Source organism: Nocardioides flavescens, from assembly GCF_009823805.1.
GTDB lineage: Bacteria > Actinomycetota > Actinomycetes > Propionibacteriales > Nocardioidaceae > Nocardioides > Nocardioides flavescens.
In genome coordinates, this window is the sequence record NZ_WUEK01000002.1 from 444,085 (window position 1) to 469,440 (window position 25,356).

Consider the following 25,356-nt stretch of genomic DNA (forward strand, 5'->3'; position numbering starts at 1 on the left):
CTGGGATTGTGCAACAATCCTCGGGTGCGCTCCTGGTCGGCCGTCCTGCTCGCGGCGCTCTGCTTCGCCACCACCGGCACCGCGCAGGCCCTGGCCGACGTCGACGCCTCGCCGCTCGCCGTCGGGCTCGCCCGCGTCGCCCTGGGCGGGGGGCTGCTCGCCCTGTGGGCGCTGCGGGCGCGTCCGGCACCCGCGGACCGGCGTACGACGGGCGCGCTGGGACGGATGCCGTCCTGGGCGCTCGTCGCGGTCGGGGCCGGGGGAGTAATGGCCTACCAGCCGACCTTCTTCGCCGGCACCAGCGCCAACGGCGTCGCCGTCGGCACCGTCGTCGCCCTCGGCACCGCGCCGGTCGCGACCGGGCTGGCCGACGCGCTGCTGCGGCGGCGGGCACCGAGCCGGCGGTGGACCGTCTCGACGGCGCTGGCGATCGTCGGGCTCGTGCTCGTCAGCGGCGTGCTCGACGCCGGCGCCGGCCTCGGCGGAGCCGGCGTCCTGTGGTCGGTCGCGGCCGGTGCGTCGTACGCCGGCTACGCGGTGACGGGCAAGGAGCTCCTCGACCGCGGCTGGGGCTCAGGCGTCGTGATGGGCGCGATGTTCGGGGCCGCCGCTGCGGTCGCCCTGCCGGTGCTGGCGCTGACCGGGCCCGACTGGTTGCTCGGGACGCGCGGCCTGCTGCTCGTGGTGTGGTTGGGCGTCGTGACGACGACGGTCGCCTACCTGCTGTTCGGGTGGGGGCTCGCGCGGCTGCCCGCCACCACGGTGGCCACCCTGACCCTCGCGGAGCCGCTGTGCGCCGCGGTGCTCGGGGTGCTGGTGCTCGACGAGCGCCTCGACGCGCTCGCCTCGCTGGGGCTGGTGGTGATCGCGGGCGCGCTCGTCGTGCTCACCGCGCCGGTGGGAGCTCCGCGTGCCGTCCGCGTCTGAGGCCCTCGCCGACCAGCTCCGCGCGGACGTGCTCGGTGGACGCCTCACCCTCGGCACCCCGCTGCGCGAGGAGGACATCGCGGGCCGCACGGGACACTCGCGCCACACCGTCCGGGCCGCGCTGGCCCGCCTGGTCGCCGAGCGTCTCGCGGTCTCCGAGCCCTTCCGCGGAGTGCGCGTCACCGAGCCCTCCGACGACGACGTCGTGGCGCTGCAGCAGCTGCGATGCGCGCTCGAGAGCGAGGCGGTGCGGCTCCTGCGTGCCACCCACGGCGAGCGCTGGCCCGACGCCGTCCTCGCCCCGGTGCGGGCCGCCGTCGCCGACCTCGCACGGCAGCGCGACGACGACTGGCCGGCCGTGGCCGCGGCGCACGCCGCCGTGCACCGCAGCCTCGTGGCGGCGGCGGGCAGCCCGCGCATCACCGACGCCCACGACCGGCTCGACGCCGAGCTGCTGCTCGTGCTGGTGCACGTGCGACCGGCGTACTCGGTGACCGGACTGGTGGCCGAGCACGCGACGTACGTCGAGTCGGTCCAGCGCGACGGCGGGGGAGCGGTGCGCGCCCACCTCGAGCACTCGACCGGGATCGTCCTGGGCGCGCGGCGCGCTGCCGGGTCAGGCGAGCACGAAGCGTGACAGCTCGGCGCGCAGCTGGCCCGACGTGCGGGCCAGCTCGTCGACCGTCTCGAGCGTCCGGCTGACCGCCTGGGTGGTCGAGCTCGCCGCCTCCGAGACCCCGGCGATGTTGCGGGCGATCTCCTCCGAGCCGCCCGAGGCGTCGGCGACGTTGCGCGACATCTCCTGGGTCGTGGCGGTCTGCTCCTCGACGGCCGAGGCGATGGTGAGCTGGTGGTCGTTGATCGAGGCGATGATCGACGAGATCTCGGCGATCGCCGCGACCGCCCTGGCAGTGTCGCCCTGGATGGTCTCGACCCGGCAGGCGATGTCCTCGGTGGCCCGGGCCGTCCCCTGAGCCAGCTCCTTCACCTCGTGGGCGACCACGGCGAACCCCTTGCCGGCGTCACCCGCGCGCGCGGCCTCGATGGTGGCGTTGAGGGCGAGCAGGTTGGTCTGCTCCGCGATCGAGGTGATGACCTTGACGACGTCGCCGATCTCCTGGCTCGAGACCCCGAGCCGCGCGACGGTCTCGGTCGTCGCGTCGACCGATCGCACCGCCTCGGAGGCGACCTGCGCGGCCACCTCGGCCGACTGCGCGATCTCCCGGATGGACGCACCCATCTGGTCGGCCCCGGCGGCCACCGTCCGGACGTTGCCGGACACCTCGTCGGCCGCGCCCGCGACCACGCCCGCCTGGACGCTCGTCTCCTCGGCCCCGGCCGCGATCTGCGCCGAGGACGCGGAGAGCTCCTGCGAGGCTGCCGCCACGGCGGTCGCCGAGGTCGACACGGTGCCGACGATGCGGGCGATCGAGGACCGTGCCGCCTCGAAGTCCGCGGCCATCTCGGCGAGCTCGTCGCGCGTGCGCACCTCGGCCGCCACCGTCAGGTCGCCTGCGGCCAGGGACCGCAGCGCCCGCCGTACGGCGTGCAGCGCCCCGAGGATGCGCCCGGCGACGAGGAGCGCGACCGCGCCCACCACGAGGGCGACGAGGGCCATGGCCACGAGCACGATCGTGCGCGCGGAGGCCGAGTCGGCCCGCGCCTGCGCGCCGATCTCGTCCGCCCGCTCCGTCCACGCCGTCGAGAGCGCCGTGGTCGCGTCGACGATCTCGAAGTAGATGGAGTAGGCCAGCTCGTCGAAGAGCTGCTCGGCGTTCTCGACGGCCTGCGGGCCGCCGGCGGCGTACGCGGCTACCATCTGCTCGTCGGCGTCGAAGTAGTCCTGCCAGCGCGTGCGCATCTGGTCGAAGGTCGCGACCTCCTCGTCGGTCATGAAGCTCCGCGGGACGCTGTCGAGAGCGTCCTGCAGGGCCGACTCGGCCTCGAGGAACCCGACCCGGTTCTCGTTGTCGGCAGCGATCGCCGCGGCGGGTGAGATGCGCCGGGCGTCGAGCATGTAGGCGAGCTGCCAGCCGGTGATGTCGCCGTTGTAGAACGCGATGTCCTTGATGCCCTCCACCGCGCGGGTCGCCACGGCGACCCGCTCGGCCGACCGGGTCGACGCTCGGGAGTTCTGGATGCCGACCGCTCCGACCGCGACCGTGCCGAGCACACCAGCGAGCCCGATCAGGAGCAGCTTGGTCCGGATGCCGAGGCCGCGGCGGGCCCGGGCGTCGGTCGGGGGAGAGGTGGTGCTCACGATCGCTCCATGTCCAGAGGGGCCTGTCATCTGGTCATTCGGCCGCTGGGCGCCGGTGCTGAGCGGAACGCGCGACTCAGGGTGCGCGCCCTAGGGTCACGAGGGTGGACGACGAGTCACTGCTGATCGACCGGAACCCGTTCCCGCTCGGCCTCGACGACCGACTGCGCGCCCAGCTCACCTTCCTCGTCGAGGCCGATCGGCTGAAGACGGTGCTGCGGGCGTCACCGCTGGCTGCGGCGGACCGGCGCGAGAACGACGCCGAGCACTCCTGGCACCTCGCCCTGATGGTCCTGGTGCTCGCCGAGCACGCCAACGAGCCGATCGACGTGGGACGCGCGATGGAGCTCGTGATCGTGCACGACCTGGTGGAGGTCTACGCGGGCGACAGTCCGGTCTTCGACCCCGCGGCGACCGTCGACCAGGCCGAGCGCGAACAGGCGGCAGCGGAGCGGCTCTACGCGCTCCTGCCCTCCGACCAGGGGGCGTACCTGCGCGAGGTCTGGGACGAGTTCGAGGCAGGGGAGACCCCCGAGGCGAAGTTCTGCAAGGCGCTGGATCGGCTCGAGCCGATGCTCCTGAACTGGCTGGACGGCGGTGGGACCTGGCAGATGCCGGGCGCCACCGAGTCGACTGTTCGGGCCCGCGAGGCCGGGGTGGTCGCCGGGGCGACGGCGCTCGGGTCCTTCACGTCGAGGCTCGTGGAGGAGGGTCTGGCGCGGGGTTGGATCCGCCGCTGAGCAATCGAGATCGTTGTGGAACGACCCTGTTGTTCGAATACATGTTCGACTAAAATGGGGTCATGTCCACGACCCCGCTCGCGCCCGCTCCGACGGCGGTGCTGCTCGAGCGGATCACCGACGCCACGGCCCGGCGTGCGGCGGTGGAGGTGGAGCTGGCGGAGCTGGCGTCGGCGTGGGCGCACGCGCACGTGGTGGCGCCGGCGTCGCCGAGGATCTGGGGTCACGACCGGGTCGCGCCGTACGGGCTGCACGTCGGGAACACCCACGTCGACAACATCGAGTGGTACGCGCTGCCCGAGCTGCGGTGGGACGCGGCGGCGTCGTTCGCCGCGGCCCAAGGGATGTCGACCGCGGCCGGCGAGATTGCTGCTGCGTGACGTGCTGACCCTGGAGCTGCGGCTGCGGCTGCGGCTGCCGTTGACGTGGGCGCGGGTGCGGGCGGGTGAGGTCGCGGTGTGGCGGGCCCGGCGGATCGCGCAGCGGGTCCTGGGCGAGGCGGCTGACGTCGTCGCGTACATCGACGCGGAGGTCGCTCCGCGGGCGCACTCGATTGGGCTGACCGGGCTCGACCGGCTGTTGGAGGCGGCGATGCTGACGTTGCACGTCGAGCAGTACGAGATCGAGCAGATGGAGGCCCTCGAGACCCGTCACGTCACGGCTGATCGGGAGGCCGACCGGTTCGGGATCACCGAGTACGTGATCCGGGCCGACCAGGTCGACCTGGCCGCGTTCGACACCATGATCGGTCGGTTGGCGGCGGCGTTGAAGCGTGACGGGTCGTTCGAGTCGTTGGACGTACGCCGCTCGATCGCGGTGGGGATCATCGCCGACCCGACCCGGCGCGGGCGCAGGCGCTGCTCGACGACACCGGCGCGAAGGTGCCGGCGTCGCGGGAGGTGTTCGCCTACCTCCACCTCACCGAGGCCCACCTCCTCGGCCTGGACCCCGTGACCCTGGACCACACCGGTCGCCCGCACCTGACCCAGACCGTCGCGACCTGGGCCGGCCGCGACGACCTCCACCTCACCATCACACCGGTGCACCACTGCACCGGCTGCGCTCGGTGCGAGAGCGCCCGCGGCGCCCACACGCACGACGCCCGGGCGACGACGCAGCACGACCCGCTCCCGGCCCAGCGCGTGCAGGTCGAACTCGCCGACCCCGCCTGCGTGTTCCCCTACTGCACCCGCCCCACCCGGGCCTGCGACCTCGACCACCGCGTCCCCTTCACCGGCGACGACCAGGGTGGCGCGACATGTCCGTGCAACCTCACGCCCCTCTGCCGACACCACCACCGACTCAAGACCCACACCGGCTGGCACTACCGACCCCACGGACCCGCCGGATCAGGGGTCTTCGAGTGGACCGACCGCTACGGCCAGACCTTCGTCCGTGACCGCGCCGGCACGTCGGCGCGGCCGCGACCGGACTGACAGGTCAGTACGGACACGTGCTCCGGTACTCCGCGATGGCCAGGCTCGACGCCGGGGTCGGGCACAGGAACTGCGAGTACCGCGTGTCGTCGTCGACGAAGCGCTTCAGCCACGCGATCGAGTAGGACGCGATCGTGGTGTTGGCCGAGTTCGGGGCGAAGTGCGACGCGTTCCTGAGCTCGAGGTAGGCCTTGTCGAGGGTGCTGGGGAGGCTGCCGTAGAACGGCTCCGCATGCGAGGCGACCGGGGCGACCGAGTCGTTGTCGGCGCCGATGATCAGAGTGGGGGTCGTGACTTCGGGCCACGTCTTGTCGAGGTTCCACGGAGTCAGGGGGATCGCCGCCTTGATCGACGGGCGGTCCTTGATCGCCTCGAGCGTGCCTCCGCCGCCCATCGAGTGTCCCATCAGCGCGACCCGGCGGGCATCGACACGGCTCGCAACGACGCTGGTCCGGGTCAGGTAGTCGGCCGCCTCCAACAGCTGGTCGCCGCGCGACGCCGGCTGGTCGTAGCGGGAGTCGGTGTCGATCGTGAAGACCACGAAGCCCTGCGAGGCCAGGCGTGGTCCGAGCCACGCCAGGCTCGAGGAGGTGGCGGTGTAGCCGGGAGCGATGATCACCGCCCCGAACGTGCCGTCCGCCGTGGTGGTCGGGTAGTAGATCGTCCCGCCGCCGAACCCGCTGACGAGGCTCGAGACGCTCGTCTGGGCCGTGGCGTAGGCGCCGCGAGTCGCCTCGATGCTCGCGCGGGTCGGTGCCGGCCCACGCTCGTAGGGGTTGGCGGTGGCGGCGACGGCCGAGATCGGCGCGCCGAGACCGACGCCCGAGGTGAGCCCGGTCGCGGCCGCAGCAGCCAGGGCGAGCGACGCGATCCGCGTGCGCCAGGTGGTGGTGGTCATGAGCAGCCTCCCGAGTGGTTGCGTGTGAGCCACCACCGTAGGAATGCATTGACCAGATGGTCAAGCAAATCGCTACCGGCCCGATAGCCTGAACCTCGTGGGGGACAGGGTCGACGGACGGAGTCTCCGCTATGCCCACCGTCGGACCGAGCTTCTGCACGCGGTCACCGAGCACGTCCTCGCGGAGGGGCTGGCCGACCTGACGTTGCGACGGGTCGCCGCGGCGATCGGGGTGAGCCACGCGACCCTCGTGCACCACTTCGCGACGCGGGACCAGCTGATCACCGAGATCGTCGACGACGTGCTCACACGGGTGCTCATGCCGTCAGCGGAGGGCATCGCGCACGGCTTCGACCTGCGAGCGACGTGGGCCTGGCTTCAGACGCCCGAAGGCTCACAGGCGACCCGCCTCTACCTGTCGATCACGGGGCTCGCGCTCTACGGCGATCCGCCGTACGCCGATGCGCTGCGCAGGTCGCAGCAGCGGCGGCTCGCGGCCCTGAGTGCCGGCCTGCGGCTGGTGGGCTGCCCGGACGACGAGTGCGACGCGGTGGCGACGAGTGTCCTGGCCCGGGTCCGCGGCCTTGCCGCCGACCTGCTGCTGACCGGGGACAGGGCGCGCCTGGACGCAGCCTTCGAGGACTTCGCGCGCGAGGCGGAGGCCCGCCGGGCGACGTGGCGCTCCGCCTAGACGTCGGGTCGCACCAGGCCCAGGAGGGCGAAGACCAGTAGGGCCAGTCCGCCTCCCACCGCACCGGCGTACGGCGCCCACGAGACCCACGGCGAGATGGCGCCCGCGGCGACCGCGATCGCGGCCATGGTCGCGCCCAGGCGCGTGAACAGCGGCTGGCGGAAGGCGGAGGCGAACGGCACGAAGTGGATGCCGACGACCAGGACGACCCACAGGCGCACCAGATCGGTCTCGCCGAGGGCGTTCAGCACGCGGGCGCCGACCAGGATCGCGAGCACCATCGCCAGCACGCAGGCGCCGTAGATCCGCAGGGCGCGTCGGTCGGGAGGTGGGGGAGCCGGAGCGCGCGAGACGACGATGGCGACGAGCACGGCTCCGGCCAGGACGAGCCCCAGGGCCCGCCACCACCAGGCGCCCGGCACGCCACCGGCGCTGACCAGCACGAACGCGAGCCCACCCGCGCACCCGATCAGACTCCCGAGCCGTCGTCCGTCCATCGGTCGATTCAACACCAGGGTCACCCTGACGCGAGGAATGCGAGACGGGGGAGATCCCGTTCCGTCCTCATGACGACGATCGGACTCATCGGAGCAGGCAACATCGGCAGCACCGTCGCGAAGCTGGCGCTCGCCGCCGGGCACGAGGTCGTGCTCAGCAACAGCCGCGGTCCCGAGACGCTCAGCGACCTCGTCGCCGAGCTCGGCGCGGGTGCCCGGGCGGCGACGGCCGACGACGCGGCCCGAGCCGGGGACGTCGTGGTGGTCACCGTCCCGCTGAAGAACTACCGCGAGGTGCCGGTCGAGCCGCTGCGCGGCAAGATCGTGATCGACACCGACAACTACTACCCGGACCGCGACGGGCAGATCACCGAGCTCGACGAGGAGACCACCACCACGAGCGAGCTGCTCCAGGCCCACCTGCCGGAGAGCCGCGTCGTGAAGGGGTTCAACAACATCTTCTTCACCCACCTGGCCGTTCTCGCACGGCCCTCGGGCGATCCCGAGCGGACCACGCTCCCGATCGCCGGCGACGACGACGAGGCGAAGCGGGTCGTCGCAGAGTTCTTCGACTCGATCGGCTACGACGCTCTCGACGTCGGCGCGCTCGCCGAGAGTTGGCGGTTCCAGCGCGACACAGCGGCGTACGTCGCGCCGTACGGCGAGGACGTCAGCGATCCCGACCCGGCGGACTGGCCGGCGCGACCGGTCTCGAGCGAGACCCTGCAGGCCCGGCTCGGGGAGGCGAAGCGGTACCGCGACACGTGAGGCTTGCGCGGGAAAGGTGACATAATGTCACTTATCGGCGATCTGAACGAGTGGGCGAGAGGGGCTCAGAGCTCCGGGAACCGAGCCGGAGCCTGCAGTCTCTCGGCGCCGTCGATCCCGGCCTCCTCGGCGACGAACCCGGCGAAGCCCGGCATGGTGAAGCGCAGCAGGCCGCGACCGGTCGGCTCGATGACGTCCTGAGCGATCAGTCGGTCCCGCGGCACGCTGATCTCACGCGTGGTCCGTCCGAGGCGCCGCGCGACTCCGGCTCGCTCGACGTCGTCGGTGCCGTGCTCGAGCATCAGCTCGACCATGGCGACCAGGAACTCCTGCTGCCCGGGACTGGCCTTGCTCCAGCGGGCCCGGAACAGCGAGCCGAGCTGTTCGCGTGCGTCGCGGTAGCCGGCGCGGACGTGGTCGAGCTCCAGGACGGCGCCCGGGTCGGGCGCTGCGACGTCCCAGGTCGTCGAGCCGAGCAGCTGCAGGAAGTACGGGTAGCCGGCGGCGTCGCTCACGACGCGTCGGCGTGCTGCATGGTCCCAGTCGACGCCGGCATCGGCAGCCGGCCGCACGAGCGCCACAGCACTGTCGTCGTCGTCGAGGCGGTCGAGCGGCAGCCACTGGCTGCGCTCGCCGAACGTGGCCGCGTCGATGATGACCTCCGGGGTGTTCGGCAGCCCAGCGAACATCGCGGCGAGAGGCGCTGCGCTGCTCGCCCCGTCGAGGTTCTGCAGCGCGTTGAGGACGACCCCGAGCCCGGCCCGGTCGGCGGCGTGGACCTCGTCGACGAAGAGCGCGAGACCGGCCCCGCCCGAGCCGCGCACGAGAGCGGCACTGTCGCGCAGGACGCTCTCGAGTCCGCTCACCGGCGCCTCGGCGGGTGTCACCGGCTCGGGAGCGGTCCCGCCGTCGCGCGAGCGCTCGACGCTGGCGCGCACGCCGGCACCGGGGACGCCGAGCTGCAGCTCGACCTTGCTCAGGTGCAGGCCGAACGCCGCGAGGTCGCGCGACCCGATCGAGTCCAGGCGCTCGAGCGACGTGCGCAGCGCGTGGGTGAGCTCGGCGGCGACGTTGCCGCGCCGCGTGGCCGAGACCCAGACGGTTGCGAAGCCTCGTGATGCCGCCTCGCGCTCGGCCGAGCGAAGCAGCGACGTCTTGCCCAGCCCGCGTGGCGCGTGGAACACGTGGAGCGGGCCGGCGTACTCCCCCAGCGTCTCGACGCGTTCCAGCAGTGACGCGATGCGCGCTCGCTCGCGCGTGCGGCCGCCCAGCACCTGCGCCGGGCGACCGGGCGTGTACGGGTTGGGCAGCACCGTCGACTCCTCGAGCAGATTGTTATACAGCGCCAGAAGTATAACAGGCGCATCCGTCGTCGTTCCCGAGGACCGCACCGCGACGGAGAAGATGGACGAGTGGGAGGCCAAGACGCCGGGGGTCATCGCGGCGAGCACTGCTGCAGTCGCCTCTCGGGCGCATGGCCACTGCCCGCGAGGTCGCGGAGGCCGCCGCGTGGCTCCTGAGTCCCGGCCGCCTCCGCGGCTCAGCCGTTGCCGTAGTAGGCGTCGGCCCCGTGCTTGCGGTCGAAGTGGGTCTGCAGCAGGTGCGCAGGCGCGGCCGCCTGCGGGTTGAGCGCCAGGGTCTTCAGAGCCATCTCGGCGACCGCCTCGCAGATGATGGCGTGGTTGAGCGAGGCCTGGGCGGTGCGTCCCCAGGTGAACGGTCCGTGGTTGGCCGCCAACGCGCCCGGGTTGGCGATCGCCGCGGCGTCGTCGCCGATCGCTTCGATGATCGCGTGGGAGGTGTTGAGCTCGTAGGCCTCTGCGCACTCCGCGGGTGTGAGGTCGCGGGTCACCGGGATCGGGCCGAGGAAGGTGTCGGCGTGGGTGGTGCCGAGCACGGGGATCGAGCGTCCTGCCTGGGCGAAGGCTACGGCGTTCGTCGAGTGGGTGTGGGTGACTCCCCCGACCGAGGGCCACGCGAGGTAGAAGGCGCGGTGGCTCTCGCTGTCGACCGACGGCCGCAGCGTGCCGCCCGTGACCTCGCCGCTCTCGAGGTCGACCGGCACCAGCATCTCCGCTGTGAGGTCGTCGTAGGACACCCCGGACGGCTTGATGAAGTAGAGCCCCGCGTCGCGGTCGATGCCGCTGACGTTGCCCCAGGTCAGTTGGGCCAGGCCGGCGGCGGCGATCTGCTTGTTGGCGCTCAGGACTTCCTGGCGGAGGTCTGTGTGGTCGGTCACGCTCTGATGTTAACGCTCACAGAAGTTCACTGCACGGTGGAGACGAGTTGGACGAGGTTCCCGCACGTGTCGTCGAGGATCGCGACCGTCACCTCACCCGCGTCCACGGGCGGCTGGGTGAAGACGACACCTCGCGCGACGAGCCGCGCGTGCTCGGCCACGACGTCGTCGACGGTGAGCACCAGCGTGGGGATCCCGTCCTCGCGCATGGCGGCGCGGAACGGACCCACGGCCCGGTGCCTCGACGGCTCGAGCAGCAGCTCCACCCCGTCGGGCTGGTCGCGCGGGACCACGGTCAGCCAGGCGTCCTCACCGAGGGGGACGTCGTGCTTCACTTCGAAGCCGAGGACGTCGGTGTAGAACGCCAGCGCGGCGCGCTGGTCGTCGACGAACACGCTGGTCAAGGTGATCCTCATCGTGGCCTCCGGGCATGTCGGTCAAGGGCGTCCTGCGCCGTCGCGCAGATCCTGCACCACGTCGGCGACCATGCGCAGCCCCTGCTCCTCGAAGGCGGTGTCGCCGATCCTGACGGCGTACGCCGCGGTGCCCACGGCCTCGCGGACCCGCAGTCGAGTCCAGGGCGTCCGGCGTGCGCGGGTCCTCGCCGTACCCCTCCCAGAACGCCGCCTCGAGGTCAGTTCGGCCGCGCCACTGCTGCGCGGTCAGCCGGCCGAGATCCGTGTGCCGCGGGCGAAGGTCGGCCCGACCGAAGTCGATGACGGACACCTCGCCGCTGTGAACGAGCCAGTTGCGGGGCTGCCAGTCACCGTGGGTCGGCACCAGCAGTGATGCAGGCGCCGGCCACCGCTCGACCTCGTCTCGGAGGAACTCGGTCGTCGACGGGTCGATGCGGTGGGGACGGTCGAGCCAGGCGAGCGTCTCGTCCCGCTGGCGGCGCTCGAACCCACCGTCGTCGAGCATCTCGTCCTGGCCGTGGAACGCCGACAGCAGCTCGCCCGCCTGCCGGTGGGTCTCCGGCTCCCACTCGTGGGGCGTGCCCTCGACCAGCTCCCCCGGCAGGTGCTCGGTCACCACCAGCTTCGCGTCGGGGTCGCCGTGCACGAGCCTCGGCGCCCGCCCGCGTCCGACCAGCACCCCGACCCATTCGTGGTGGGCGCGGAGCTCGCGGGCGATGTGGCGGTCGGCCTCTCCCCCGGCCTTGACGACGTACCTCGCCCCGTCGGAAGCGAGCAGCTCGAGGACGGTGATCGCTACGAGGCCCCAGCTGTGGTCGCGCACCACCTCGGCCTCCGGCAGGATGCGCCCCACGACCTCCCGCTGCGTCGGCGTCAGGAGCTCGAGACCCGCGCTCACCGCTGTGGTCCGAGGCGGAACTCCGGCCCGGCCTGCCACCGCCCGTCGGGCTGCTGCACCAGCAGCGTCACCGCCCGGGCCGACGCAGCCACCGGCGGTCCGGCCTCGAGCCGGGGCACCGCGGCCTGCAGCCGCTCCGGTCGCGCGCGGTGGGCGACGGTCAGGTGCGGCGTGATCTCGTCGAACCTGCCGCCGTACGGCGCGTGGTCCGGGAACGCCTCGGCGACCAGCTCGGTCAACGCGCGGAACGGCTCCGACGGCTCCGGGGCGAGGAACAGGACGTCGTCCCCGAACCAGCCGACGCGCTCGAAGGTGACGTCGAAGCCCGGGACCGTTGCGAAGAGCTCCGACAGCCTTGTCTCCAAGGTGGCGTCGACCCGCGCCGCGGCGACGAACGGGTAGAGCACGGTCACGTGCGCCGGCACTCCGAGGCGGGCGTGCGGGTCGAGCTCGTCCCGGATCGCGGTGACCGCAGCCTCGACCTCGGGCACCACGACGACGAGGGCCGTGCGGCGGCGCCCCCGCTCCTTGATCGCCTCGACGACCTCGGTCTTGGCATCGGCGTAGGCGTCCATGGAGGCCCAGTCGCGGGAGATCAGGTCACGCTTCGTCTGCTCGTAGAGCGCTCGGTCGGCGGCGTCGCGGCGCAGCTGGTCGCGGAAGACGAGGTAGTCCTCGGCTGCGGGGTCGTCGGGCTCGAGCACGTGGACATGGGCGTCACGGCCGGGCGGGCGGACCAGACGGTGGCCGGGCTCGCGCACCCGGAGCTCGTAGCCCGCGTCCAGCAGCGCGGGGAGGTAAGCCCCCTCGTCGACGAGATCGGGCACCGTGACGAGCACGTCGACGATCGGCTTGGCGGCGAGCCCCGGGACCGAGGTCGAGCCGATGTGCTCGACGCTCAGTGCGGTGTCGCCGAGGGCGGCGCGGATCCGCGCCTCGTGTTCGACGTACGCCGCGGGCCAGGCGTCGTCGTAGGGGGTGAGTGCGTCGGGCACGTGCGAGGGCGGGCCGTGGAACTCGACCTCGAGGTCGGCCTCGCGCAGGTCGAGCCCCATGACCTGGCGGCCGCGACCGAGCGTGCCGACCCGCCGCCACCCCCGCGCGAGGTAGAGGCGCACCGCCGGATCGGTCGGGTCGTCGGTGGCCGACAGCAGGCAGCGACGGCGCACGCCGTCGAGCAGTGCGTCGAGGAGTCGTCCGCCCAGACCCGCACGACGGTGCTCGGGCAGCACGGCCAGCTCGACGACCTCGAGGTGACCGCCCACCCAGCGGTCGGCGGTCAGCGGGTCGAGGGCGTCGCGCACGAGGTCGTTCCAGTGCTCCCCCGCGTGGCCCACGTGCCCCCACGCCAGACCGACGACGTCTCCGGACGGATCGGGTCGGGCGACGACGAGGCGGAAACCCTCGCGCGCCGCGTGCCGCTCGAAGGTGTCGCGCCGCCACTCGTCGTACGCCGGCGTGTCTTCGAACACCGCTGCGCAGCAGCGCCACACCGCCTCGGCGAGGTCGGGGTCGAGAGCGTCGGCGTGGCCGATCGTGTCGATCCTCATGTCCGCCTCGCCAGGACGACGTGCTCGAGCCCGGGTCGGTCGGAGGCGTCGCGCACGTCCGCCAACTCGAAGCCGGCGGTCGACAGGTCGGCAGCCATCTCGTCGAGGGTACGGAACCGGAGGGTCGAGACCGACTCCAGCACCTCCCCGTCGAGTTGGGCCTCCTCGGCAAAGGTCACCAGTGGCAGCGCCACCTCGGAGACCGTCCGAGTGACCGTCGCCGTGCGTCCGTCCGGGAGTCGGACCAGTGACGGCCCGACATCCCACCCCTCCCACGCCCGCGCCTCTGGCCGTCGGGTCTCGAAGACGAGCCATCCGCCCGGGCGCAGGCTCTCGCGCACAGCGTCCAGGGTCACCTGCCAGTCCTCGTCGTCGACGAACACCTGGGCGACGTTGCCGGTCATGAGGGCGAGGTCCGAGGACAGACCTAGGGGCAGCAGCGCGGTCGCGTCGCCCTCGACCCACCGGACTCGATGTGCGCCCGGTTTCGACCGGGCCACATCGACGGAGGCGATCGCCGGGTCGACTCCGGTCACGTCCACGTCCCGCTCGGCGAGGAGGAGCGCGAGCACGCCGGTTCCGCAGCCGAGGTCGACGACGATCCGGGCGCCGAGCTCCTCGACGATGGCCACGTACTGCTCGAGGTCGGAGCGGTCGGTGTCGAGCGGGTCGTAGAGGGCCGCGAGCCGGGCGTCGGCGAAGGCCGCGTCGGGTGCGCGCACCTCAGGCGCCGACGTACGCCGCGAGGTGCTGACCGGTGAGGGTGTCGGCGCGCACGAGGTCGGCGGGGGTGCCCTCGAAGACGACCCGGCCGCCGTCGTGTCCGGCACCGGGGCCGAGGTCGATGACCCAGTCGGCGTGGGCCATGACGGCCTGGTGGTGCTCGATCACGATCACGGTGCGACCGGAGTCGACCAGGCGGTCGAGCAGGCCGAGGAGGTGCTCGACGTCGGCGAGGTGCAGCCCGGTGGTGGGCTCGTCGAGCACGAACACGCTGCCCGACTTGTCGCCGAGCTGCACGGCCAGCTTGAGGCGCTGGCGCTCACCACCCGAGAGCGTGGTGAGCGGCTGGCCGAGGGTGACGTAGCCCAGACCGACGTCGGCGAGGCGTTCGAGGATGCGGTGGGCGGCGGGCAGGGCGCCGTCGCCGCCGGGCGCGAAGAACGCGACCGCCTCCTCGACCGGCATGGCCAGCACCTGGCTGATGTCGCGGCCGCCGTAGAGGTGCTCCAGCACGCCGGCGTCGAAGCGGCGGCCCTCGCAGACCTCGCACGGGACGGCCGTGCCGCCGGCGATGCCGAGGTCGCTGTAGACGACCCCCGCGCCGTTGCACGTGGGGCAGGCGCCCTCGGAGTTGGCGCTGAAGAGGGCCGGCTTGACCCCGTTGGCCTTGGCGAAGGCCTTGCGGATCGGCTCGAGCAGCCCGGTGTACGTCGCCGGGTTGCTCCTGCGCGAACCCCGGATCGCGCTCTGGTCGACCACGACGACGCCCTCGTGCCCGGCGACCGAGCCGTGCACGAGCGAGCTCTTGCCGGACCCGGCCACGCCGGTCACGACCGTCAGCACGCCGAGCGGGACGTCGACGTCGACGTCGCGCAGGTTGTGGGTCGCGGCCCCGCGCACCTCGAGCACGCCCGTGCGCGCGCGCACCGACTCCTTCAGCGCGGCGCGGTCGTCGAGATGACGCCCGGTGAGCGTGTCGGCGCGCCGCAGCTCGTCGAAGCCGCCCTCGAAGACGATCTGCCCGCCGGCGGACCCGGCGCGCGGGCCGAGGTCGACGACGTGGTCGGCGATCGCGATCGTCTCGGGCTTGTGCTCGACGACCAGGACGGTGTTGCCCTTGTCGCGCAGCTGCAGCAGCAGCTGGTTGAGGCGCGCGATGTCGTGGGGGTGCAGCCCGATGGTCGGCTCGTCGAAGACGTAGGTGACGTCGGTGAGCGAGGAGCCGAGGTGGCGCACCATCTTGGTGCGCTGCGCCTCTCCGCCCGACAGTGTGCCGGACGCCCGGTCGAGCGAGAGGTAGCCGAGCCCGATCGACACGAACGACTCCAGGGAGGCGACCAGCGCCTCCAGCAGCGGAGCCGTCGACGGCTCGTCGAGCTCGCGCAGCCAGACGACCAGGTCGCGGATCTCCATCGCGCACAGGTCGGCGATGCTGCGCCCGCCGATCTTCGAGGACCGGGCGAGCTCGGTGAGCCGGGTGCCGTCGCAGTCGGGGCAGGTCGTGAAGGTGACCACCCGGTCGACGAAGGCCCGGATGTGCGGCTGCATCGACTCGCGGTCCTTGGCCAGGAACGACTTGCGGATCTGCGGGATCAGCCCGTAGTAGGTGAGGTTGATGCCCTCGACCTTGATCTTGGTCGCCTCCCTGTGCAGGAGGTCCTCGCGCTCGGCGTCGGTGTAGTCGCGGATGGCCTTGTCGGGGTCGAAGAAGCCGGACTGGCGGTAGATCCGGCCGTACCAGCCGTCCATCGTGATGCCAGGGACGTTGATGGCACCCTCGTTGAGCGACTTCGACTCGTCGATGATGGCGGTGAGGTCGAAGTCGCTGACCGCGCCGCGGCCCTCGCACCGCGGGCACATGCCGCCGGTGACGGAGAAGGTGCGCCGCTCCTTGACCTCCCTGCCGCCCTTGGACGTCGTGATCGCGCCCGCGCCGCTGACCGAGGCGACGTTGAAGGAGAACGCCTGCGCGGAGCCGACGTGCGGCGAGCCCAGGCGGCTGAACAGGATGCGCAGCATCGCGTTGACGTCGGTCGCGGTGCCGACCGTCGACGTCGGGTTGCTGCCCATGCGCTCCTGGTCGACGACGATGGCGGTGGTGAGCCCGTCGAGCAGGTCGACGTCGGGTCGGGCCTGGTGGGGCATGAACCCCTGCAGGAACGCCGGGTAGGTCTCGTTGATGAGCCGCTGCGACTCCGCCGCGATCGTGCCGAAGACCAGCGAGCTCTTGCCCGACCCCGAGACCCCGGTGAACGCCGTGAGACGGCGCTTGGGGATCTCGACACTCACGTCCTTGAGGTTGTTGACCCGGGCCCCGGTCACGCGGATGCGGTCGTGGGCGTCGGCGACGTGCTCACCTGTGCGCGGCATGGGCCTCAGTCTCCAACAGCACACCGACAGTCGTCCTCACGCGACCTCCTGGACGCGGATCATGTTGCCGGCGGGGTCGCGCACCGCGCAGTCACGGGCGCCCCAGTCCTGCTGCATCGGCTCCTGCACGACGTCGGCCCCGCCGACGCGGAGGGCCTCGAAGGTCGCGTCGAGGTCGGGCGTCGAGAGCATGAGGCTCGCGAAGGTGCCCTTGGCCATCATCTCGGTGATGACGCGCCGTTCCTCCTCCGTCGTCGAGGGGTCGGCGCCCGGCGGGTGGAGGACCACGCTGACGTCGGGCTGCCCGACGGGCCCGACGGTGAGCCAGCGCATCTGCTCCCAGCCGACGTCGAGGCGCAGCTCCCAGCCGAGCAGGTCGCGGTAGAAGCCGAGGGCCGCCTCGGCGTCGTCGTGGGGCAGGAACGTCGTGCGGATCCGGAGCTCGGGAGAGGTCATGGGGCCACGCTAGGGACGCGTCGGCGGGCCCGCTTCTCGATTCCTGACCGGTCGTGCGACCTTGCGGGTCTCACACGACGGGAGCCCGGAGAGGTCGTCGCCGCGGGTGCGGCGGTACTCGCTCGGCGACATCCCGACGAGCTCGCTGAACTTGGCGCTGAAGGTCCCCAGCGACGACGCCCCGACGGCGAAGCAGACCTCGGTGACGCTGAGGTCGCCGCGGCGCAGCAGCGACATCGCCCGCTCGATGCGCCGCGTCATGAGGTAGCCGTAGGGCGACTCGCCGTAGGCCTTCTTGAACTCCCGGCTCAGGTGGCCGGCGGACAGGTGCACCTCGCGGGCCAGCGCCTCGACGTCGAGCGGCTGGGCGAAGTCGCGGTCCATCCGGTCGCGGACCCGTCGCAGTCGGGCCAGGTCACGCAGCCGCTGCTCGCCCGACGTGCTCACGGCGCCGATGCTGCCACGCACCGCCGGCCCAGGTCGGCGAAGGCCGCGCGGAGCTCCGCCGGCTCGACCTCGCTCAGGTCGGCGCCGAACCGCGCGAGGGAGGCGGCGAGCCCGGTCCACGACCAGGAGCCGAGGTCGAGGCGGCACCGGTCCGGCCCCAGCGACTCGACGACCCCGTCCCCGGCGTACGCCGCCACCTCGGCCGCGGGGAGCGCCATCACCGCGCTCCCCCGGCACGGCCAGTCGCTCCCGCTCGTCGAGCCTCGGAAGCGGCCGGCCACGAACGCCGCCACGTCACCGCCGGGCACCTCGCGCGGGACGAACCGCGGGCCCGTCGGCGGGTGGGGCACGAGCCGGTCGACGCGGAAGGTGCGCCAGTCGGCGCGGTCGAGGTCCCAGGCGAGGAGGTACCACCGCCCGGCTCGGGCCACCACGTGGTGCGGCTCCACGCGCCGACGCTGCAGCTCCCCGTCGCGGTCGGGGTACGACGCGCGCAGCACCTCGTGGTCACGCGCGGCCACGGCCAGCACCAGCAGCACGTCAGGGTCGACCGCGGGGCCCGGGGCGCCGACGGTCGTCACGCTCACCGCGTCGACCCGCAGCCGCAGTCGGGTCGGCAGCACCTGGCGCACCGTCGCGAGAGCACGCAGCGCGTCCTCCCCCACGTCGGCCCCGCTGGCGGCGGCGACCCGGAGCGCAACGGCGAGGGCGACCGCCTGCTCGTCGTCGAACAGCAGCGGCGGCAGTGCGCCGCCCGGCTCGAGGCGGTAGCCGCCGTCGGGCCCCTTGACCGCGCGGACGCGGTAGCCGAGCTCGCGCAAACGGTCGACGTCGCGACGCACGGTCCGCTCGCTGACGCCGAGCCGTTCGGCGATCAGGGCGCCGGGCCAGTCACGCCGCACCTGCAGGAGGGACAGCAGCGACAGCATCCTCGACGACGGGCTCGGCACGACATCCAGGATGCCCGAAGTAGCGGACACGATCTGACCGCTACCGCGGTCACGGTGTGCTCATGACCATCGAGACCACACCCCACCTGAACTTCCGCGACCAGGCCCGGGCGGCCCTGGAGCACTACCAGAAGGCCTTCGGCGGCGACCTCGTCGCCATGACCTACGCCGACACGGGTCTGCCCGCCGACGCGCCCGGCGCCGACGGCATCGTCTGGGGCCAGGTGAGCGCGCCCGGTGGCTTCCGGGTCATGGCCTACGACGTGCAGCCCGAGCACGACCACTCCCCCGGGGAGCGCGCCTTCTTCGTCTCCGTCCGCGCGACCTCGGCCGAGGAGCTGACCGGGCCCTGGGAGGTGCTGGCCGACGGCGGCACCGTCGTCGCCCCGCTCGCCCCGTCCCAGTGGTCGCCGCTCTACGGCATGGTGACCGACCGGTTCGGGGTCACCTGGGTGCTCGACGTCGCGGTGTCGTACGCCGGCTGACCTCAGTGCACCGGGACGTCGACCGTGGCGACCCGGTGCAGGGTCGCCCGGCCGTGGTCGCCGTCGTGCACCTCGCCGCGCGACCACCAGAACCGCACCCGGTCGCTCTGCAGCTCGAGCACGGCGAGGTTGTTGTCGTACCACGGCCCCCGCGTCATGCTCCAGCGCAGCGGCGAGCGCTTCACCCGGCCCAGCAGCAACCGTCCGGTGGGCCGGGCGCGGCCGAGACCCGCGAGCCGGATCGCCACCTTCATGAACGTCGGCAGCGGGTTGCGGATCGGCGAGCAGACCGCCTGCACGACGGCGCTCTGCAGTTCGCGTCCCGCCGCGGGGTCGGCCCAGGCCTCGGCGAGGTAGCTGTGGTGGACGTCGCCGGACAGGAACGTCACCGACCTGGGCGCGCGGCCGCGCTGTCCCGTCGCGACCTCCACGACCATCCCGGTGAGCTCCTGGAAGCCGCGCTGGAACGCCGCCCAGTGCTCCATGTCGGCGGCCTGGCGGGCCCACTCCCCGAACCGCTTGGTGCGGCGGCTGAGCGTGCCCTGGGCCAGCACCTCGCCGAGCGCCTCGACGTGGTGCAGGGCGGGCGCGAGCAGGACCGGCAGCGACGTGCCGATCAGCAGGTGGTCGACGTCGCCCTGCAGCTGCTCGTCGACCCAGGCCAGCTCGTCGTCGTCGAGCATCGAGCGGTGCTCGGGGTCGAGCACCCGCGCGGCGCGTGAGTCCACGACGACCAGGCGCGCCTGGGTGCCGAAGTCACGGGTGTAGCTCCACCGGTAGGTCGTCGGCTCGCGGTCCACCTCCTCGGCCAACCGGTCGACCTCCGCGGTGAGGTCGAGCTCCCCCGGCCCGTCGTACGTCGCGACCCGCTGCCACAGCGCGTCCTCGGCCCGCGCCTGCGGGCTGAGGTTGCCGAGGTGCTGGTAGACCCAGTAGGAGCCGAGCCCCGAGACGACCCGCTCGTGCCACCAGTCGGTGGCGTCCATCTCCCGCTTCCAGGTCTGGCTGGTGTTCCAGTCGTCGCGGATGTCGTGGTCGTCGAAGATCATGGCGCTGGGCAGCGTCGAGAGCAGCCAGCGGTTGGCCGGGTCGCTCCAGGCGAGCCGGTAGAGGTGGGCGTACTCCTGGTAGTCCTTCAGCTCGGTCCACGGCGGCTGCTCGGGGTCGCGGCGGGCTGCGATGAAGTCCTTCATCAGCGGGCTGGTGTCGTCGGCGTAGACCTGGTCGCCGAGGAAGACCACGAGGTCCGGCCAGCGCTCGGGCTCCTCGCCCGTGACCCCGGCCATCCGCAGCGCGTAGGCGCGCAGGGCGTCGACGCCGAACGCCTCGTTGCCCTCCTCGTCGTGCGGCATGCTGACGCGGCACGACCCGAACGCCATCCGCAGCGGCTTGCCTGGCTTCAGGGTCGGGATCACCGACGGCGGCAGCTCCGGCTCGACGCCGGTCGAGTCACGAGTCGAGTCGCCGGCCCGCCCCGGCGGTTCGGGCCAGGCCTGCACGCCGTCGACGGTGAGGCGGTACGGCGTGGCCGTGCCGGGCGGGAGTCCCTCGACCTCGACCAGCGCGTAGTGGTGGCCGTGCACCGCGAAGGTACGGGCCTCCGCGCTGACGTCGCCGGCCTCGACGCACACGGTCGCGCTCTCGGCCGTCTCGACCCAGATCGTGGCCGACGTGTCGTCGACGTAGCGCAGCAGCGGACCGAGCCGCAGCGGCCCGTCCGGCAGCTCCTCGAGCGTGCTCACGACCCACCCCTCCCAGCGAGACGTCCCAGAAGACGTCGCGGGTCGGGCGGTACCCACGCGCGTCAGCGCGTCACGAGGCCGTGCTCGTGGGCGAACACCACGATCTGCACCCGGTCGCGCAGCGCGAGCTTGCGCAGGATTGCGCCGACGTGGGTCTTGACCGTCGACTCGGAGGCGAAGATGCGGGCGGCGATCTCGGTGTTGGACAGCCCGCGCGCGACGGCGTCGAAGACCTCGCGCTCTTTCTCCGTCAGCCCGACGTACGCCGCGGGTGGGGTCACGGGTGCCCGGAACTGCTGCTCGAGCAGGGTGGAGAGGTCGGTCGGGGCGAGCACCGCGTTGCCCGCGTGCACGGTGCGGATCGCGTCGCGCAGCTGCAGCGGCGTCGTGCCCTTGAGCAGGAACCCGCTCGCGCCGTGGCGGATGGCGGTGGCCGCGCGGTCGTCGAGGTTGAACGTCGTCAGCACCACGACCCGCACCGGGTGCTCGCGGGCCGCGACCCGGGTCGGGGCGAAGATCTGCCTGGTCGCCTCCACGCCGTCCATCTCGGGCATCCGGATGTCCATCAGCACCACGTCGGGGGCGAGCTCGTCGACCAGTCGCACCGCCTCGACTCCGTCGGCGGCGGTGCCGACGACGCTCATGCCCTCCTGGGCGTCGACGATGACCTTGACGCCCTCCCGGAACAGGTCCTGGTCGTCGACCAGGAGGACCCGGATGTCCGGCTGCTCCCCGCTCACGCGCGCACCGGCACCCAGGCCGTGGTGGTGAACGTCGGCCCGTCGGGCCCGCTGCGCCGTCGTACGTCGAGCCGGCCCCCGACGGCCTCGACCCGCCGACGCATGCCGGGCAGCCCCTGACCGCCTCGTGGCCCACCTGGGTCCACGACGCTGATCGGCTGGGTCTCGCCGGCGTCGGCGAGGGCGTTGCTCACCTCGAGGCGCAGGTCGCGCTCGAAGGAGTCGTGGGGCCAGTGCCGCTCGACGCGGATCGGTCGGTCGCGGCGCCCGTGGCGCACGGCGTTGGTGAGCATCTCCTGCACCACGCGGTGGGCGACCACCTCGAGCTCCGGAGGCAGCGGACGGGCCTCGCCCACCTCGTCGACGACGACCTCGCGGCCCGAGGACCGCACCCCGGCGACCAGCTCGTCGAAGCCACCGGGCCGGCTCGGCTCCGGATCGGGGGTCGGGGCGAGCACCCGGCGCACGTCGTCGAGCGAGGTGCGCGCCGAGTCCGCGACGGTGGCGAGGGTCCGCTTGAGGGTGGCCGGGTCGTCGGGGAGGTACTGCGCCGACTCGGCCTGGGCCAAGATCACCGCGAGCGAGTGGCCGACGACGTCGTGGACGTCGCGGGCGAGGCGGGCCTGGTCGTCGCGCAGCCGGGCGATCTCCTGGGCCTGCGCCGCCTCGCGCTGGGCCAGGGCCGCGTCGGCGTGGGCGACCTCCTCGGAGGCCTGGGAGCGCTGAGCGCGGGCGAGGAAGCGCAGCGTCAGCCCCGCCAGCCACGGCACCACGAGGACGAGCGCTCCGACGACCGCGGCGCCGAGCTGCCAGGTGTCGCTGAGCCGCTCGACGACGTCCTGCACCTGACGGGCCTGGTCGATGCCGAGCAGCATCCCGCGGAACACGTCGGTGGCCAGCAGGAACGCCACCACGAGTCCCGCCGCGGGGATGGACAGCCCGCTCAGCACGACGGTGACCTCGCGACCCCAGCGCGCGCACCCGAAGGCCACGAAGACGACGGCGAACTCCACCAGCAGCACCGACGTGCCGGTGAGGACCTGACAGGCGCCCATCAGCCAGACCAGCACCAGGGCCGCACCCGGCAGGTGGCGGCTCAGCGCCGTCGCGACGGTGAAGCCGAGCACCAGCAGCAGGATCGCGCCCCCGGCGTAGGCGGACCGGTAGGCCTCGAGCAGGCCGTAGACCAGCACGAGACCGGCGAGCACCGCCTCGGGCGCCCACGTCTCCGGCTCGGCCCAGCGCGGCCCGGTGCGCCGAGGTGTCATGCGGCCGTCCACGGGGTCATCCTCGCGGTCTCGACCGCGTCGCGCACGAGCAGGTCGACCAGGTCGGGGTACGACGTGCCCGCGGCGGCGAACATCCGCGGCACCTGCGACTGCTCGGTGAACCCCGGCATCGTGTTGACCTCGTTGAGCACCGGACCGTCCTCGGTGAGGAAGAAGTCGACGCGGGCGACGCCGGCGCAGCCGAGGGCGTCGTACGTCGTCACGGCGGCCCGCTCGAGCTCGGCGACCTCGCGCGGGGCGAGCGGTGCGGGCACGCGGAAGACCGCGCTGCCGTCGTACTTGGTGGCGAGGTCGAAGACCCCGTCGACGACGATCTCGAGGGCCGGGGCGACGACGCGGCTGCCGTCGGGACGCCCGAGCACGGCGAGGTCGATCTCGCGGCCGACGACGAGGTCCTCGACGAGCACGCGGTCGTCGACGGCGAGGGCGGCCTCGAGTGCGGGCCGCAGCTGCTCGGCCCGACGCACCAGCGTGACGCCGTGGCTCGAGCCCGCGGCGACGGGCTTGACGACGACCGGGCGGGTCCAGGCGTGATCGGCCGCCGTGGCCGCGGTCAGCAGCACCCCGGGGGCTGTCGCGACCCCGACGGCCTCGGCGACGAGCTTGGTCGCCCACTTGTCCATCGCCAGCGCACCCGCGCCGACGCCGGACCCGACGGAGGGCACCCCCGCGAGGTCGCAGAGCGCGGCGAGCGTGCCGTCCTCACCGCCGGGTCCGTGCAGGGCGGGGACGACGACGTCGCAGCCCTGCAGGGTGCGCACGGCGTCGGCGAGCGGGACCGGTCGGCCGGCCTCCGCCCACACGCCGTCACGACCGATCGTCAGCGCGACGACGTCGTGGCCGGCGACCTGCAGGGCGGCGCCGATGCCGGCCGCCGAGGCGAGCGACACGTCGTGCTCGCACGAGCGCCCGCCGCCGATCACCGCGGCCCTCACGCCAGGCTCCGCAGGACCGCGGGGCGCACGACGCGCTCGGTGCGGCCGCCCCGGGCGCCGAGGCCGGTGACGACCTCGTGGGCGATGGTGCCGCTCCACCGCGCCCACTCCCCCGCCGTCGGCTCCCCCTCGTGACCGGGGCCCAGCACAGTGACGGTCGTCCCGGCGGCCAGCGGGAGGTCTCCGAGGTCGACGACCGCGGTGTCCATCGAGACCCGGCCGACCAACGGCCGTCGGACGCCGGCCACGAGCACCTCGGCCCGGCCCGAGGCCGCGCGGGGCAGCCCGTCGCCGTACCCCAGCGGCAGCAGCCCGAGCCGGGTCGCGGCCGGGGCGGTCCAGGTGTGGTCGTAACCCACGCCGGTGCCGGCGCGCACGTGACGCACCTGGACCAGCGGCGCGGTGAGTGTGAGCGCTCCGGCGAGCTCGGTGGTGCCGGTGGGGTCGATGCCGACCAGCCCGGCACCGACCCGCACGGTGGTGTGGTGGCTGGCCGGGTCGGTCAGCGTCGCCGACGTCGCGGCCAGGTGGCGCTGACGTGGCCGCAGACCGCAGACGCGGGCGACGCCGCTCCCCCACGCGAACCGCGCCCGGCCCATGGCGGTGCGCGGGTCGCCGGGGGTGTCCGCGGTCGCGAGGTGGCCCATGAGCCCCACGACCGAGACCGCGTGACGGCGTTCGGCCCGCCGCGCTGCCCGGCACAGGCGGGCCCACTCCTCGGGCGCCGCGCCGTCGCGGGCCATCCCGGTGTCGAGGTGCAGGTGGACCCGGGTGCCCGGGGCCGTGCGGGCGACGGCGTCGAGGTGCTCGAGCGACGGCACCGCGATCTCCACGCCGGCGTCGCGGGCGGCGCGCCAGTCCTCGTCGACGGGGTTGAGCCAGCTGAGCACCGGCGCGTCGAGGCCGACCTCGCGCAGGGCGAGCGCCTCGGCGAGCGTGGTGACCCCCAGCGCCGTGGCCCCCGCGCCGAGGGCCGTGCGGGCCACGTCGGCGGCGCCGTGACCGAAGCCGTCGGCCTTCACCACCGCCATCAGCTCGCCGCTCGCCCGCGCGGCGAGGCGGCGGGTGTTGGCCGCGACGGCCTCGAGGTCGACGGTGAGCGTGGGGTGCGCGACCGGACGCGTCACGCACACGGGCTCGTGGGCCAGGGCGCTCACGCCGCCACCGCCGTACGCCGCTCGACCGGGCCGTAGAGCGCGGCGTCGGCGCCGGTGAGCAGCGCCCAGTAGCGGTCGCCGTAGGACCAGTGCCACCACTCGGTCGGGTAGTTGACCAGACCCGCGGTGCCGAGCGCGTCCGCCATCAGGTCGCGGTGCCTGCGGGCGTCCGGCCCAATGCCCGGAGCGTCCGTTGAGCAGCGGCCCTGTGACTGCTCGGGCGTCTCGTCGATCGCGGTGCCCAGGTCGAGCGGGGTCCCCGACCCGTCTGTGCTCACGTCGACGAGCGTGAGGTCGACCGCGGCGCCCGCCACGTGCGGGGCCACCTCGACCGGGGCGACGAAACGGCTGGTCAGCCGGCGCACCTCGGTCTCGTCGGCGTCCGGGTGGGCGGCCCGCACCTGGGCGGAGTACGACGCGATGATCGCCTCCTGGTCACGGAGCGTGCGGTGCCCCTCGACCACGCGCAGGCCGACGCCGGCGGGGAGCAGCTGCCGGGCGGTCAGGAGCCGCAGCGCGAGCCCGGAGCGCACCCGGGCGCGGGCCGGTCCGAACGACGCGTCGAGGGTCACCAGCGGCTCGCCGCACTCGCGGACCGGCACGGCGGCGACCCGGGGGTCGGAGAGGAGGATCGTCATGGCCCCAGCCTTCTCGGCCTCGGCGCCGTGCACCTCCGCCTCAGGTGCCGACGTGCTGTCCTCGAGGACGACCCGCGCGCCGAGTTGCCCTATCTCATCTGTGA

27 protein-coding genes are annotated in these 25,356 nt (G+C 73.3%); 9 read left to right on the forward strand and 18 right to left on the reverse strand.

What is annotated here, in order from left to right:
* Positions 1–24 precede the first annotated feature (24 nt).
* Entirely contained in the window at positions 25–927 is a 903-nt protein-coding gene (locus tag GRQ65_RS04810; RefSeq protein ID WP_160875642.1) for an EamA family transporter, read from the forward strand.
* Positions 911–1,564, forward strand: a complete 654-nt coding sequence (locus GRQ65_RS23800) for a GntR family transcriptional regulator (protein ID WP_160875644.1) — start codon at positions 911–913, stop codon at positions 1,562–1,564. Before GRQ65_RS04810 ends, GRQ65_RS23800 begins: the two co-directional genes overlap by 17 nt.
* On the opposite strand, the gene GRQ65_RS04820 is transcribed toward GRQ65_RS23800, so the two are convergent.
* Positions 1,544–3,187, reverse strand: a complete 1,644-nt coding sequence (locus tag GRQ65_RS04820; protein WP_337191494.1) for a methyl-accepting chemotaxis protein — start codon at positions 3,185–3,187, stop codon at positions 1,544–1,546. The two genes, GRQ65_RS23800 and GRQ65_RS04820, sit on opposite strands and share 21 nt — an antisense overlap.
* 104 nt (positions 3,188–3,291) lie before the next feature.
* Here GRQ65_RS04820 and GRQ65_RS04825 point away from each other — a divergent pair, with 104 nt between their 5' ends.
* The 4 genes from GRQ65_RS04825 (at position 3,292) to GRQ65_RS04840 (ending at position 5,363) form a co-directional block, all read left to right on the forward strand.
* Positions 3,292–3,927 (forward strand): HD domain-containing protein, encoded by a 636-nt coding sequence (locus GRQ65_RS04825; RefSeq protein ID WP_160875648.1) that lies wholly within the window; start codon positions 3,292–3,294, stop codon positions 3,925–3,927.
* A 62-nt stretch (positions 3,928–3,989) separates the two neighbouring features.
* Positions 3,990–4,307: a hypothetical protein gene (locus GRQ65_RS04830; protein WP_160875650.1), complete on the forward strand. Its 318-nt coding sequence runs from the start codon at positions 3,990–3,992 to the stop codon at positions 4,305–4,307.
* Between the two features lies 1 nt (position 4,308).
* Positions 4,309–4,881 (forward strand): hypothetical protein, encoded by a 573-nt coding sequence (locus tag GRQ65_RS04835; RefSeq protein WP_160875652.1) that lies wholly within the window; start codon positions 4,309–4,311, stop codon positions 4,879–4,881.
* A complete protein-coding gene (locus GRQ65_RS04840) occupies positions 4,878–5,363 on the forward strand; it encodes an HNH endonuclease signature motif containing protein (protein ID WP_160875654.1) in 486 nt (161 codons plus the stop codon). The genes GRQ65_RS04835 and GRQ65_RS04840 overlap by 4 nt, the downstream gene beginning before the upstream one ends.
* A 4-nt stretch (positions 5,364–5,367) precedes the next feature.
* Here GRQ65_RS04840 and GRQ65_RS04845 read toward each other — a convergent pair whose 3' ends face one another.
* On the reverse strand, positions 5,368–6,261 hold the full coding sequence (locus GRQ65_RS04845; RefSeq protein WP_160875656.1) for an alpha/beta hydrolase family protein: 894 nt from the start codon (positions 6,259–6,261) through the stop codon (positions 5,368–5,370).
* Positions 6,262–6,358: 97 nt separating this feature from the next.
* Between GRQ65_RS04845 and GRQ65_RS04850 the strand changes: the two genes are divergently transcribed.
* On the forward strand, positions 6,359–6,952 hold the full coding sequence (locus GRQ65_RS04850; protein WP_160875658.1) for a TetR family transcriptional regulator: 594 nt from the start codon (positions 6,359–6,361) through the stop codon (positions 6,950–6,952).
* On the opposite strand, the gene GRQ65_RS04855 is transcribed toward GRQ65_RS04850, so the two are convergent.
* Positions 6,949–7,449, reverse strand: coding sequence for a hypothetical protein (locus tag GRQ65_RS04855; RefSeq protein WP_160875660.1), 501 nt, complete (start codon positions 7,447–7,449; stop codon positions 6,949–6,951). The genes GRQ65_RS04850 and GRQ65_RS04855 overlap by 4 nt on opposite strands.
* Before the next feature lie 6 nt (positions 7,450–7,455).
* Here GRQ65_RS04855 and GRQ65_RS04860 point away from each other — a divergent pair, with 6 nt between their 5' ends.
* Positions 7,456–8,217: an NADPH-dependent F420 reductase gene (locus GRQ65_RS04860; RefSeq protein ID WP_337191501.1), complete on the forward strand. Its 762-nt coding sequence runs from the start codon at positions 7,456–7,458 to the stop codon at positions 8,215–8,217.
* A 65-nt stretch (positions 8,218–8,282) separates the two neighbouring features.
* On the opposite strand, the gene GRQ65_RS04865 is transcribed toward GRQ65_RS04860, so the two are convergent.
* The 9 genes from GRQ65_RS04865 to GRQ65_RS04910 form a co-directional block, all read right to left on the reverse strand.
* Entirely contained in the window at positions 8,283–9,530 is a 1,248-nt protein-coding gene (locus GRQ65_RS04865; protein WP_160875664.1) for a DUF8462 domain-containing protein, read from the reverse strand.
* Between the two features lie 227 nt (positions 9,531–9,757).
* Positions 9,758–10,456 (reverse strand): L-ribulose-5-phosphate 4-epimerase AraD, encoded by a 699-nt coding sequence (gene araD / locus GRQ65_RS04870; RefSeq protein WP_160875666.1) that lies wholly within the window; start codon positions 10,454–10,456, stop codon positions 9,758–9,760.
* 26 nt (positions 10,457–10,482) lie between these two features.
* Positions 10,483–10,872: a VOC family protein gene (locus tag GRQ65_RS04875; RefSeq protein ID WP_160875668.1), complete on the reverse strand. Its 390-nt coding sequence runs from the start codon at positions 10,870–10,872 to the stop codon at positions 10,483–10,485.
* Between the two features lie 894 nt (positions 10,873–11,766).
* A complete protein-coding gene (locus GRQ65_RS04885) occupies positions 11,767–13,320 on the reverse strand; it encodes a GNAT family N-acetyltransferase (protein WP_160875670.1) in 1,554 nt (517 codons plus the stop codon).
* Entirely contained in the window at positions 13,317–14,042 is a 726-nt protein-coding gene (locus GRQ65_RS04890) for a methyltransferase domain-containing protein (protein ID WP_160875672.1), read from the reverse strand. Before GRQ65_RS04890 ends, GRQ65_RS04885 begins: the two co-directional genes overlap by 4 nt.
* Before the next feature lies 1 nt (position 14,043).
* Positions 14,044–16,413, reverse strand: a complete 2,370-nt coding sequence (locus GRQ65_RS04895; protein ID WP_160875674.1) for an ATP-binding cassette domain-containing protein — start codon at positions 16,411–16,413, stop codon at positions 14,044–14,046.
* Positions 16,414–16,449: 36 nt separating this feature from the next.
* Positions 16,450–16,869 carry a VOC family protein gene (locus GRQ65_RS04900; RefSeq protein WP_160875676.1) on the reverse strand — a complete coding sequence of 140 codons (420 nt, stop codon included), beginning with the start codon at positions 16,867–16,869 and terminating at the stop codon, positions 16,450–16,452.
* A 9-nt stretch (positions 16,870–16,878) separates the two neighbouring features.
* Entirely contained in the window at positions 16,879–17,253 is a 375-nt protein-coding gene (locus GRQ65_RS04905; RefSeq protein ID WP_160875861.1) for a helix-turn-helix transcriptional regulator, read from the reverse strand.
* A gap of 59 nt (positions 17,254–17,312) precedes the next feature.
* On the reverse strand, positions 17,313–18,266 hold the full coding sequence (locus tag GRQ65_RS04910) for a WYL domain-containing protein (protein ID WP_160875678.1): 954 nt from the start codon (positions 18,264–18,266) through the stop codon (positions 17,313–17,315).
* Between the two features lie 62 nt (positions 18,267–18,328).
* Between GRQ65_RS04910 and GRQ65_RS04915 the strand changes: the two genes are divergently transcribed.
* A complete protein-coding gene (locus tag GRQ65_RS04915; RefSeq protein WP_160875680.1) occupies positions 18,329–18,751 on the forward strand; it encodes a VOC family protein in 423 nt (140 codons plus the stop codon).
* A 2-nt stretch (positions 18,752–18,753) separates the two neighbouring features.
* Here the strand turns inward: GRQ65_RS04915 and GRQ65_RS04920 are convergent, their stop codons facing one another.
* The 6 genes from GRQ65_RS04920 to GRQ65_RS04945 all read right to left on the reverse strand — a co-directional run bounded on the left by GRQ65_RS04920 (position 18,754) and on the right by GRQ65_RS04945 (position 25,252).
* Complete coding sequence (locus tag GRQ65_RS04920) at positions 18,754–20,493, reverse strand: alkaline phosphatase D family protein (RefSeq protein ID WP_337191495.1); 1,740 nt, start codon at positions 20,491–20,493, stop codon at positions 18,754–18,756.
* A gap of 62 nt (positions 20,494–20,555) precedes the next feature.
* Entirely contained in the window at positions 20,556–21,233 is a 678-nt protein-coding gene (locus GRQ65_RS04925; protein ID WP_160875682.1) for a response regulator, read from the reverse strand.
* Positions 21,230–22,513: a histidine kinase gene (locus GRQ65_RS04930; protein WP_160875684.1), complete on the reverse strand. Its 1,284-nt coding sequence runs from the start codon at positions 22,511–22,513 to the stop codon at positions 21,230–21,232. Before GRQ65_RS04930 ends, GRQ65_RS04925 begins: the two co-directional genes overlap by 4 nt.
* Entirely contained in the window at positions 22,498–23,457 is a 960-nt protein-coding gene (locus GRQ65_RS04935; RefSeq protein ID WP_160875686.1) for a D-alanine--D-alanine ligase, read from the reverse strand. The genes GRQ65_RS04930 and GRQ65_RS04935 overlap by 16 nt, the downstream gene beginning before the upstream one ends.
* Positions 23,454–24,614: an alanine racemase gene (alr, locus tag GRQ65_RS04940; RefSeq protein WP_337191496.1), complete on the reverse strand. Its 1,161-nt coding sequence runs from the start codon at positions 24,612–24,614 to the stop codon at positions 23,454–23,456. Before alr ends, GRQ65_RS04935 begins: the two co-directional genes overlap by 4 nt.
* Complete coding sequence (locus GRQ65_RS04945; protein WP_160875688.1) at positions 24,611–25,252, reverse strand: M15 family metallopeptidase; 642 nt, start codon at positions 25,250–25,252, stop codon at positions 24,611–24,613. The genes alr and GRQ65_RS04945 overlap by 4 nt, the downstream gene beginning before the upstream one ends.
* Between the last annotated feature and the right edge of the window lie 104 nt (positions 25,253–25,356).

Excerpts from the sequence above, each read along its gene's own strand:
- GRQ65_RS04900 (WP_160875676.1), bottom strand. The coding sequence starts at position 16,869 with ATGACCTCTCCCGAGCTCCGGATCCGCACGACGTTCCTGCCCCACGAC.
- GRQ65_RS04845 (WP_160875656.1), bottom strand. The coding sequence starts at position 6,261 with ATGACCACCACCACCTGGCGCACGCGGATCGCGTCGCTCGCCCTGGCT.
- GRQ65_RS04895 (WP_160875674.1), bottom strand. The coding sequence starts at position 16,413 with ATGCCGCGCACAGGTGAGCACGTCGCCGACGCCCACGACCGCATCCGC.
- GRQ65_RS04905 (WP_160875861.1), bottom strand. The coding sequence starts at position 17,253 with ATGGACCGCGACTTCGCCCAGCCGCTCGACGTCGAGGCGCTGGCCCGC.
- GRQ65_RS04830 (WP_160875650.1), top strand. The coding sequence starts at position 3,990 with ATGTCCACGACCCCGCTCGCGCCCGCTCCGACGGCGGTGCTGCTCGAG.
- GRQ65_RS04875 (WP_160875668.1), bottom strand. The coding sequence starts at position 10,872 with ATGAGGATCACCTTGACCAGCGTGTTCGTCGACGACCAGCGCGCCGCG.
- GRQ65_RS04885 (WP_160875670.1), bottom strand. The coding sequence starts at position 13,320 with ATGAGGATCGACACGATCGGCCACGCCGACGCTCTCGACCCCGACCTC.
- GRQ65_RS04855 (WP_160875660.1), bottom strand. The coding sequence starts at position 7,449 with ATGGACGGACGACGGCTCGGGAGTCTGATCGGGTGCGCGGGTGGGCTC.
- GRQ65_RS04945 (WP_160875688.1), bottom strand. The coding sequence starts at position 25,252 with ATGACGATCCTCCTCTCCGACCCCCGGGTCGCCGCCGTGCCGGTCCGC.
- GRQ65_RS04915 (WP_160875680.1), top strand. The coding sequence starts at position 18,329 with ATGACCATCGAGACCACACCCCACCTGAACTTCCGCGACCAGGCCCGG.